Annotated in this window: 12 protein-coding genes; 10 read left to right on the forward strand and 2 right to left on the reverse strand. The window is 66.5% G+C overall.

Going from position 1 to position 10,396, the window contains the following annotated elements; genetic code table 11:
- Positions 1–143: WGR domain-containing protein (locus tag EII35_RS16765; protein ID WP_125229244.1), on the reverse strand; the 143-nt coding region annotated here is incomplete at its 3' end.
- Between the two features lie 197 nt (positions 144–340).
- Between EII35_RS16765 and EII35_RS14855 the strand changes: the two genes are divergently transcribed.
- The 3 genes from EII35_RS14855 to EII35_RS14865 are packed head-to-tail and all read left to right on the forward strand — an operon-like array spanning position 341 to position 1,828.
- Complete coding sequence (locus tag EII35_RS14855) at positions 341–1,150, forward strand: WD40 repeat domain-containing protein (protein ID WP_125229245.1); 810 nt, start codon at positions 341–343, stop codon at positions 1,148–1,150.
- 47 nt (positions 1,151–1,197) lie between these two features.
- Positions 1,198–1,497 carry a nucleotidyltransferase family protein gene (locus EII35_RS14860; protein ID WP_124846070.1) on the forward strand — a complete coding sequence of 100 codons (300 nt, stop codon included), beginning with the start codon at positions 1,198–1,200 and terminating at the stop codon, positions 1,495–1,497.
- Positions 1,484–1,828 carry a HepT-like ribonuclease domain-containing protein gene (locus EII35_RS14865; RefSeq protein ID WP_221620321.1) on the forward strand — a complete coding sequence of 115 codons (345 nt, stop codon included), beginning with the start codon at positions 1,484–1,486 and terminating at the stop codon, positions 1,826–1,828. Before EII35_RS14860 ends, EII35_RS14865 begins: the two co-directional genes overlap by 14 nt.
- A 116-nt stretch (positions 1,829–1,944) precedes the next feature.
- On the opposite strand, the gene EII35_RS14870 is transcribed toward EII35_RS14865, so the two are convergent.
- The gene (locus EII35_RS14870) at positions 1,945–2,367 is read right to left on the reverse strand and encodes a hypothetical protein (RefSeq protein WP_125229246.1); all 423 of its coding nucleotides are present in this window, start codon (positions 2,365–2,367) and stop codon (positions 1,945–1,947) included.
- On the opposite strand from EII35_RS14870, the gene EII35_RS14875 reads away from it, so the two are divergent.
- From EII35_RS14875 to EII35_RS14905, 7 genes are all read left to right on the forward strand, one after another.
- Complete coding sequence (locus tag EII35_RS14875) at positions 2,366–3,262, forward strand: WD40 repeat domain-containing protein (RefSeq protein WP_125229247.1); 897 nt, start codon at positions 2,366–2,368, stop codon at positions 3,260–3,262. The genes EII35_RS14870 and EII35_RS14875 overlap by 2 nt on opposite strands.
- Before the next feature lie 52 nt (positions 3,263–3,314).
- Positions 3,315–5,171: a WD40 repeat domain-containing protein gene (locus EII35_RS14880; protein ID WP_185744383.1), complete on the forward strand. Its 1,857-nt coding sequence runs from the start codon at positions 3,315–3,317 to the stop codon at positions 5,169–5,171.
- A gap of 169 nt (positions 5,172–5,340) precedes the next feature.
- Entirely contained in the window at positions 5,341–8,049 is a 2,709-nt protein-coding gene (locus tag EII35_RS14885; protein ID WP_125229249.1) for a hypothetical protein, read from the forward strand.
- Between the two features lie 8 nt (positions 8,050–8,057).
- The gene (locus EII35_RS14890; RefSeq protein WP_125229250.1) at positions 8,058–8,684 is read left to right on the forward strand and encodes a hypothetical protein; all 627 of its coding nucleotides are present in this window, start codon (positions 8,058–8,060) and stop codon (positions 8,682–8,684) included.
- A 6-nt stretch (positions 8,685–8,690) separates the two neighbouring features.
- Complete coding sequence (locus EII35_RS14895) at positions 8,691–9,317, forward strand: hypothetical protein (protein WP_125229251.1); 627 nt, start codon at positions 8,691–8,693, stop codon at positions 9,315–9,317.
- A gap of 18 nt (positions 9,318–9,335) precedes the next feature.
- Positions 9,336–9,683, forward strand: coding sequence for a hypothetical protein (locus EII35_RS14900; protein WP_125229252.1), 348 nt, complete (start codon positions 9,336–9,338; stop codon positions 9,681–9,683).
- A 22-nt stretch (positions 9,684–9,705) separates the two neighbouring features.
- A complete protein-coding gene (locus tag EII35_RS14905) occupies positions 9,706–10,140 on the forward strand; it encodes a pyrimidine dimer DNA glycosylase/endonuclease V (RefSeq protein WP_125229253.1) in 435 nt (144 codons plus the stop codon).
- The last annotated feature ends 256 nt before the right edge of the window (positions 10,141–10,396 follow it).

A 10,396-nucleotide genomic window follows, 5' to 3' on the forward strand; every position in this document is an offset into this window, starting at 1 on the left:
TTCTCCGCGGTGTCGTACTCCTTGGTCTTCGTCGTCCCCGCCGACCCGCGTCGACCGTACCGCACGGTCACCGCGGTACCGGCCACATCGATGTACCAGAACTTGTCAGAACTTCCCTCGGTCAGGCTCAAGCGTCGCTGCATGAGGAGAACCTTAGAGCACCCCACCGACAAAAAAATCCGTGCCCGCACAGCACGGACCAGGGGTCAGGTCACCGCGCACGTGCCCCAGGGTCTCGACACGGACTGCTCGCAAACTCGCGGTCCGGCTCGACCAACGGGGAGAAGGCAGCTCGATCGGTGGGGTGAGGGCGAACCGGGCCCATAGAATCCGGGACGTCATGAGCATTGCTTGGAGTCCCGACGGCCGCCGCATCGCGGTGATCGACGCTGCCGACGTCGTGAGGGTGCACGATCTGCATGGCGGCACCGTGGCCACGGTGGCGACCTTCGACCGGGACACGGCATGGTCGCTCGCCTGGCACCCTGACTCGACGCGGCTCGCGATCGGGACGGAGCGCCCGGAGGTGCTCGTCGTGGGCGGAGAGCGAGTGACGTACGCGGTCGAGGCGACTCCCATCGACCTGGCATGGTCTCCCGACGGGGTGCTGGCCGTCGCGGGCGAGGAGGACGTCGTCGAGGTCCTCGCCGACCCTCCCGTCAGGCTCCCCCATTCCGGGGAGGCACCCTGCGCGGTGGCGTGGAGCCCGGATGGTCGTCGGCTCGCCACCGGCACCAGGAACCGGATCCGCATCTGGGACACCATGACCTGGCAGTTGGCCGTCCCGGCGCTGGCATCCCCCGCCACCGTGCTCGCCTGGCGACCCGACGGCGCCGAACTGGCCTCCGGGAACGACGACCTCCGCCTACAGATCTGGTCCCCGACCACCGGGAACCTCCTGCGCAGTTTCCCGGAGCGGGCCGAGATCTGGTCGCTGCAGTGGTTTCCCGACAACCGCACGGTGGCCCTCTTCGGTTTCACCGGCGACCCCTACCGGACCTGGCTGCGGGACACCGGGAGCGGCGACCGCCACGAACTCCCCACACTCACGGATCTCTCCATCATCAATGCGGCGTGGAGTCCCGACGGGAGCCGCGTCGCCGTCGTCGACGACGATGATCGCCTCCAGGTCCGCAATAGGCTGCGCTGACAAGTGCTTCTGCCCTCCACCCCCGGAAACGGGGGTAGTATCCAACCATGTTGGATCTGGGCATCGATGAGCGCCGGTTGACAGAGCTGTGCGACCACTACGGCATCATGCATCTGGCCGTTTTCGGATCCGTCGCCCGTGGTGAGGCGACAGCTGACAGCGACATCGACCTGCTCTACGACCTGCGACCTGGTGCGCACCTTGGTTGGGAGATCGAGGACCTCACGGATGAGCTCAGCGAAGTGTTCGGCGGGAGAGCCGTGGACCTGATATCCCGATCAGCCCTGCACCCCCTGATTCGGCACCAAGTGCTGACCGAAGCGGAGCCAATTCATGTCACGTCCTGAGCTGCTCTACATACATGAGATGGAAGGCGCCATCTCCAGGATTCTGGAGATCGTTGGAAATCATTCAACGGAAACTTTCCGACAGGATCAATTACGACTGGACGCCCTCCTATGGAACTTCACAGTTCTTGGGGAAGCTGCCGCAAAACTCAGGCCCTCCCTCGAAGCAATCTATCCGGAGATCCCTTGGAGACGACCCATCGGATTACGCAATCGCATTGTTCACGGGTACTGGTCGATTGATCTCGAGATTCTGATGGCGACAGCCCGCAAAGACCTTCTTCCATTGAAAAACCAGTTGAACAAGATCGTCTCAGACCTGTCAGACTGATCTCCGACGACTCTGCCACAGATTTCGCCCTGCCCCGGACCCATCACCACGACTGACACCCGACGATACCCAGCTGCTCGGGATGACCGAGGACGGCCCCATCATGTGGGACATCGTCACAGCTCGATGATCTCCAGGTCCTCGACCTCACCGTCCAGTCCCACGGTCGCGACGATCTGCATGTCGGGCAGCGCGCTCCGGCTACGTAGCCACAGCACGAGATCGTGCTGGTGGGCCCGCACCTCGGCCAGCCACATGTCGGCGACCAGGTCGTCGTGATCCTGGTCGGTGGGTTCGTAGTCGCTCTGCGACCAGCAGCACTCGTTGACCTCCACGGCGATCCGACGCAGCAGGGCGTCGAGGTCGACGCCGCCGAGGAAACCGTTCCACTGGGCAACCAGCCGCTCGGCCTCGGAGGCTGCGGGTGAGCTGCCGGTCTCGTCGTCCAGCGTGACCGGCACCGTCGCGGATGCGCCGTTCACGGTGAGTGCCACGACGCCGCGGAGCACCCCGGCATCGGGGTGAAGGTCCTGGATCATGACATGGGACGATACCGCCATGATCGTCCTCGAGCACCCGGCCCACGTCTTCACCGTCGGCTGGCATCCGGAAGGTCGCCTCGTCGCGACGGGGGCCGTCGACGGTGCCCGCCTCTGGGATGCGACCACGGGCCAGCCGCTGCGGCACCTCCAAGGCGACGAGGTCACCGCCGTCGCCTGCAGCGGCACCCTGTGGGCCACCGGCGGGCCCGACGGCACGATCCGGATCTGGAATGACGCCGACCTCGTGGCCACACTCGACGGCACGGCCTTCGCCTGGCACCCCGACGGGACGCGGCTGGCGGTGGTCCACGGGGAGCGGGTGTCGCTGTGGGGGGCCGCGACCGGCACCTCGACCCCCTGGTTCGAACTCACCCGCCCCGCGACGGCGATCGCCTGGAGCCGGGACGGCCGCCGTGTCATCGCGGGCGGGACCGCTTGGTGTGAGGGTCGAGTGACCGATCTCGGCCATTCGGGGCAACTGGGCGCTCTGGCGTTCAGTCCCGACGGCGCGCGATACGTCACCTCCTCGCACAGTCACACCGCCCCGGTGCGTGACTCCAGCAGCGGAGCGGAGGTCCTGGCGCTGGATCACGGTGAGGCCTGGTTCATCGGCGTCGACTGGAGCCCTCGCGGCGACTGCATCGTAACCGGCTCCAACGACCGGAACCTACGATTCTTCCACCCCACCACCGGCGAGCTGCTACGCACCGTCCCTCACCCCGACTGGGTCTGCGCCGTCGCCTTCAGCCCCACGGGCACCCAGCTGGCGATCACCGTCGACGGCGACGCGGCCCACGTACTCCCGCTGCAGGTCACGGTCCCCCTCAGTCAGGCTCCCACTCGGTTTCATCCGTGCCATGCCGCACACCGTACTCAGAGGGTGCGCGGATAGGCGCATCCCCCTATCCGCGCACCCTCTTAGCCAGACATGCAAGAATCCCCGCATGATCGAGGGCGAGCATCCGCACAAGACGGCCCGGGCATGGTCGCCGGATGGCTCGCTCCTGGCGACGGCGGGGCTCGATGGCCACTGCCGGATCTGGGACCCCGACTCCCCGGATCCGCTGTTGGAGCTGCCGCACTTTCTGGGGGTGCTGGCCCTGGCCTGGAGCCCGGACGGCAGCCGGATCGCGACCGGGGGCGAGTCCGACTGGATCCACATCTGGGACGCGACCACCGGTGAGCACCTGCGTCGCCTCGTCTCGGACCTCGCCGTGCTGGAGCTCGCGTGGCGCGACGACGACATCCTCCAAGCCGTGACCGCGGACGGGGTGGAGTCCTGGCGGGTCGGGTCCGGGGAGTTCCTCGGACTCACCCCTCCCAGCTCCTACCCGCCGCACTCCGGCGACATCCGCACCGTCGCCTGGAGCCCCGACGGCCGGTGGGTGGCCTCCGGCTCCGAGGATCAGACCGTCCGACTCTGGGACCCCGGGCTTCAACTGCGCCGCATCCTGGCCGCACCCGGCCCCGTCAGGGCGCTGGCCTGGCACCCTGACGCCCGCACGCTCGCTGCCGCCGTCGACGCCGAGGTCCTCCTCTGGGACGTCACCACCCGGACCCCGCCCCGTAGCCGCCCCACCGGTCGGCTTCGGGATCTCGGCTGGAGCGAGGACGGGACGCTCCTGCTGGGGTGGTTCGACGACGCCGTTGTCCTGTGTCACCCGGGCGACGGCACGATGGAGCGGTTTCCCGTCGCCGACGTGCTCGCCGCCGCCCACACCGCACGCGGCCCGATGGTGGTCAGCCGACGGGGTGCCGTCGTCGAGGTCCGCGATCTCCTCGGCCATCGGACGCGTTCCCCCATCGCCTGCCCCTCCCCGTGCGCAGCGGCGATCAGCCCCGACGGCGAGCTACTGGCGCTGACCTCCCACGACGACGCCCCGCGGGTCTGGCCCCTCGCAGGCGACGATGTCGTCGTCGAGCTGACGGGAGTGCGGCACCAATGGACCGACCTCGCGTGGCATGGCGACTCCGGCCGGCTGCTGCTCCACGGCGGCCCTTCCCCCGCCCTGCTCTGGGAGCGCGCCACCGACACCGTCGAGGCGGTTCCCGGTGAGGGGCTCGGCCGTGCCCGCAGCATCGCCTGGCACGCCGACCGCTTCGTCGCGGCGACCCCGAGGATCGGACTTGAGATCCACGACGAGGTCGGCCTCATCGCCCAGACAGAGGATGCCCTGTGGAACACTCCTGTCCTCGCCTGGGCTCCGGCTGGCCGTCGCTTCGTCGTCGGCTCACCCCTCTGCCCACCCCGCATCTGGCATCTCGACCATGGCCCCGGCCCCCGGCTGGGCGCGTCCGTGGAGAAAGCCGTGTGGAGTCCGGACGGGGCTCACGTCGTGACCCTGGATCGGGGGAACCTCCTCCAGGTGTGGCGCGCTGATGACGGGGCGCTGGTGTGGCACACCCAGTTCGACGGCTGGGTCACCCTCACCTGGTCCCCTGACGGCAGTCACCTGGTGGGCACCGTCGAGAAGGACGGGCAGGCGACGAGGTGGGCCTTCACCGCTGATGGGGCATCCGCAGCGCAGACCGACGTCCCCGTCGAGGATCCCCCGTTCCACCCGACCGGGATCGACGTGACGGTCTCCCGCGACGGCGTCGTCCGGCTCTGTGACACAGGGACCGGCGCGCAGCTCGCGCCGCAGATCGAGCACTTCCCCGACGGTGAGGTCATCGTCCGCAACCCCGTCACGAAGCGGATCACCCATGCCACGGACGGAGCCACCCGGTGGCTGGGCACCCCAGGCCTCGCCAATCCGCTGACCCGCCACCACGCGAACCCGACCCACCGGCACCTCTGACTGAAAGGCCGACGACATCAGCGTCGAACGCCTGCCGCCACGGGGCTGAAGGCCGGTACGCTGATCCGGGTACCCGACGCTCGAGGAGGAGTCGATGACGACGGCCGCGGCGGCTCTGCCCCCACCACCGGACACGCGCGAGCAAGCCGGTCGGCTCTACAGTGAACTGATGCGTCTGCAGGCCACCACGATGGGAACCGCTCTCGGCCGGTGGAACGGCGAAGGGGTTCCGGGTTGGGTGGGCGAGTCCGCCGATGCCTACATGGACTCGCTCCGCCACCTCGACGGCAAACTGACCGGGGTCCTCAACGCAATGGGGCAGGTCAAGGAACAGGTGCTCGGCTGGATTGAGGAGTTGAAGGCGGTCATCGAGGTTGAACTGCCGAAGCTGCACGAGAGCTGGGATGCAGTGAACGACTGGCGGGCCGTGGAACTGCAACGCGTGAAGGACGCCATCAATGCCGGTGAGATCGACTGGCTGTTCGCGGCCGTCAAGGGCCAGGAGATCGAGAACGAGGCCACGGAACAACAGCAGGACCTGAAACGCAAGTACCAGGAGCTTCTGGAGGCGCTGGATCAGGAGGCTCTTGCCCTGGCGGGGAATGTGGCCGCCGCCCGCGACCTGTTCCTTCCTCCCGACACCGGGCACTCCCGGGAGGAGATCGCGGCGAACCTCTTCGATGACAACTCCTTCTTGGAGGGGCAGCAGAAATGGGAGCAGGCCAGACGTCGAGCCCCCGAGATCGCCGAGCATCTCGAGAACGGTCTCGAGGGCATCGAGGGGAACACCAAGGAGGAGAAGGCCCTGAACTTCCTGGCGAAGTACGGGGCCGACCTCGAGGACCCCTACACAGCGACGGCGGTCAGCACCCTTGTTCCTCCTGATCGGGTCGTGCAGCAGACCATGGACCTCTTGGACTCCGTCACCGACCCGACAGTGACCCGCACCTACCTGGCCAAGATCGGCACGTTCATGACCTTGGCCTCCGGCGGGGTCAACGTGTCGCCGGACCGGCAGGCCGAGCAGGAGCAGTTCCTCCTGGTCGCCCCGGCACTGGCCCAGGACGCCCGAAGCGTCGCCGCTCTCCACCAGAACTACGCGAATGCGATCACTCGCGCCCTTGAAGAGGACTTCCCCCTGCCCCAGAATCCCAGGATCACGATTCGTGGCACCACCGTCATCCCACAGGTTCTCGGGCAGGCAGCGCTGGCCAATCCCGATCTCGTGGCGGGCCCGGCCCTCCTGGAGGCGCAAGGCGCGCATGGGTCCTTCCTGGAACGCATCGTTCGACACGACGCGCAGATGAACGCCGAGGGTCCCAGCGGGACCACCGTGCCATGGGGACACGGTTTTCACCCAGGCATGGACGACGGACCCACCGATCCGGTTCATTCCGTCCTGATGCTCATGGATCGACCCGATTCCTTGGGACCGGATTCGCCCGAACGCCTGCTCGAGAACGATCAGCTGCGGGCGGCAACCGCAAAAAGCTTCCTCGCCTCGGACATTGTCCTGCATGACACGAACGGGGATGGCACGCTCGACGACAACGACGCCAAGATCAACGTCACACGCCATCTCATGGGCGGCCGAACCGTGAATGACTCGGGCTTGCCCTACCCCTCCACGACGTGGCGCTCGTACTCCGGCTTCCCCGACGGCGGGGAGCTCATGGGGGAGCTGGTGGCGGAGGCCTCCCTCCCGGAATCCCTCGGCAGCGGACGACCTACGACGCCACATGAGGACAAAGACTGGTGGGAGCGGGAGAAGGCCGGGGCGAAGATCGCCGAGAACTTCCTCCTGGGCTACCAGGATGGCCTTGACAGATACGAGCCGCCCGGCGGCCCCGATGATGGGCAGCGCGCCTACGGCCGTGAGAATCCCCACCTGCGTTCCTGGGCCGACGAGATCCTGGGGCCTCGCCTCAAGGGAATCGGAAAGAGCATGAGCGGGAACGTTGACGGACACGCAGAGGACCACGACCCCACCTCCAACCGGTACCTCATCACCTTGACTCCCACCGAAGCCCAGCGGCTCCTGGCGCCCGGCGGCGTCTTCCTGGATCTGGCCTTCGAGGGCGCCTCCAAGTACGAGGACTCCCTTACCTCGCCCTCCGAGGGCAAGCGGGTGGATCTCGAGAATCCCAGCACCGTGGACAACCTGCTCCTCTGGGCGAGCAAGGGCTACGACGAGGATGTCCGGACTGTCCTGGACCTGCCCAAGGGCCCGCAGCAGAACCCGTCCTCGGGGGTCCAGAAGGAGAGCGAGCTCTGGGCACCGATCTTCGAGATCCTCTTCACAGCACCAGAGGGGGCCTCCGCCCAAGCGATTCAGGCGGTCAGCGACAGGAACGCGGCCTGGCAGAACTCAGCGCACCAACTGGCGGATGTCTCGGTGTCCCTCGCCGGCGCCGGAAAGAACCCGTTGACCGGCCCTGCCGCCGAGATCGTCAAGACGATGGTCCTCGAGCCCATCATCGAGAACTCCCATCCGACCGGCTACAGCGCAGCGGACGCCTTCGTCTCCAAACAGCAGCTCACCGTCCACTACATGTCCGGCATCCTGGCGAACGCGGCCCTGGAGAAGATCGACTTCTCGGAGGCACCTACGCTGCCCAAAGCAGCTCAGGACCTCGAACTGCCCAAAGAACTCTTTCAAGATGGCAAATTCACCTCCTTGGAAAAATTGAAGGACCAAGAGCGCATCAACGCCCGGCAGGCCCTGCACGACTATCTCTACGGGCAGTTGGGCGACTGGGAGTTCGACGATGCCCGGGCAGCCATGAAGCTGGAGGCCCTGGCCAACGATGCGGATCAACGAAGTGCTCGCCTCCGCACCGAACTGAGGAACCGGACCCCCTTGGGACGAGACGAATGAGATTGGCCATGCGACGCACCCGGACCTGGCTGTCCCTCCTCGCAGCCATCCTGCTGGCAGGCTGCACCACACCCCCTGCCACCCCAACACCATCGCCCAGCCCAACGGCCACCAGCCACAGCCCCACCGCCGTCCTCATGACCTCCGACACCCCCGACGGGTTCACCCTGGACCTCGCCCCCGGATGGCAGACACACACCCGCCGTACCGACCGTCTCGTCGCCTACCAGGCCCCCGAGGGCGAACCCATCAACTACACCCGAGCCCGCCTCCAGATCATCCGATACCCCCGCGACCGGGCACTCAGCCACCTCCAACAGAACGGCTCCTTCGGCTACTGGGTCGAACCCAGCCACGCCTACGACCACTTCTGTCCAGACCCCGTCGTCCGTCTCACCCGCCTGCCCGAACGCACCATCGGAGGGGAACCGGCACACGGCTGCGGCGGACGCTTGGAGAACCGTTGGGACACTGAAATGTATGAGCAGTGGATTGTCGTGCGCCATGACGGCCTCTGGGCCTTCCAACTCATGGCCGCCGACGGCGACACCGAGCTCCCCCCACCCCTCCACCAGATGCTCGACACCTTCCGCTGGACCACCCCCGCCCCCTCCCCCACCGCATCCCAGAGCTGAACCACCATGACCCGACCCAGAACCACCACCGCACTCATCGCCCTGACCCTCACCCTCACCGCCTGCACCCCCACCGCGCCCGAACCACCCCCAGCCACACCCACCAGCCCCACCCTCATCCACATGTCCACCCGCCAACCCGACCCCTGGGACATCACCATCCTCAACGGCTGGGAAGTCGTCCACCGCAACGAATATGGCCTCTCCGTGACCCACCTCCTCGAGGGCAAGGATGGAGCGGCCAAGGCCGCAGGTTTCTTCATCAAAAGGCGCCGCGGGGACAGCGTCTACGAAAGAATGAACAAGGGAAGCGAACCCGACTACCCGATCGAACCTCAAGACGTGTTCCACCACGAACACCAAAGACTCCTCATCCGCGAAGTCGTGGACATCACCATCCTCCCCGAACGACTCATTGGGGGCGAGAATGCCTTCGGCTTCTCATCCGTCGACATCACCGAGGCCCGCCATGGCCTCCAAGAGACCTGGTTCGTCGTCCGCCATGACGGGGTATGGCAATTCACCATGCAACCCGCCCACTGGGAGGAGACGATTCCACCCGAGATCTACCAGATGCTCGACTCCTTCCACTGGGAGACGACAGAACCCTCCCCCACCGCCACCGAGAGCTGACTGAGGACGAGAACAACCATGACCGACTATCTCCACTTCAATCGGGACGCCGTCGGCGCCTCCGTCAAGAAGGACTGGAAGGATTCCGAGGACTTCGGCACCCTCGGGGCCGCAGCTGGACGTCTCAATCCCGAAGCCGCCGTCGAGAAACCCGCCGCCCTGGCACTCGGCCTCGGCTTCAACGCCCTCCAGACGGCCCTGACCAACTTCTGCTCCGACCTCACCCACACTCTCCATGAGTTCTCTGATGCCTGCGCGATTCTCGGCTCAGGCGAGGGCAAAGCAATCGCCGACTTCGACGAGACGGAACAGACGACTGAGAAGGCTTACCTGGACATCCAGCGGAGACTGTCAGGGGATTCCTGACCTCTTCCCTGCACCTTGAACCATGCGCATCTGGTCCCTGCACCCTCACCACCTCGACCGCCAGGCTCTCATCGCCTGCTGGCGCGAGACCCTCCTCGCCCAGAAGGTGCTGCTCGGCGAGACCAAGGGCTACACCCGACATCCGCAGCTGCTCCGCTTCCAGGAACTCAACGATCCCGTGATGGGGATCGGCACCTATCTCGACGCTCTGGTCACCGAGGCAACCGCCCGCGGCTACACCTTCAACGCCACCAAGATCGTGGGCACCGACCCAGCTCTCAGAATGACTGTCACCACCGGACAACTCTCCTTGGAAACCGAACACCTGGCAAGGAAACTCCGAGAACGCTCCCCCGAACTGGCCCGGCACTTCCCACCCAACGAGGGCGTGCTTCCCCATCCGCTCTTCGACGTCATTGACGGTCCGGTCGCCCATTGGGAGAAGGCCACCGCTTGACCCGCTGACCGACCCGGACCGCGAGCCTCGCGAGCCGTCCGTGTCGAGACCTCCGCAACCATCCCAGCGAACCCACACCGGGTCTCGACACGGCCCCCGCCACTGCGTTCCGGGGACCGCCTCGACCAACGCAAACCGGAGAAAAGTTCTCCCCAACCCATTGCCCTAGAACACTCATTCGATTACAATGGGGTCATGAACCCACTCCCCGCCACCCTCACCGAGGCCTACCAGGCCATCCACGAGGCCGACGCCC

The sequence above is a fragment of the Arachnia propionica genome, from assembly GCF_003932785.1.
In the GTDB taxonomy this organism is placed as follows: Bacteria; Actinomycetota; Actinomycetes; order Propionibacteriales; family Propionibacteriaceae; genus Arachnia; species Arachnia propionica_B.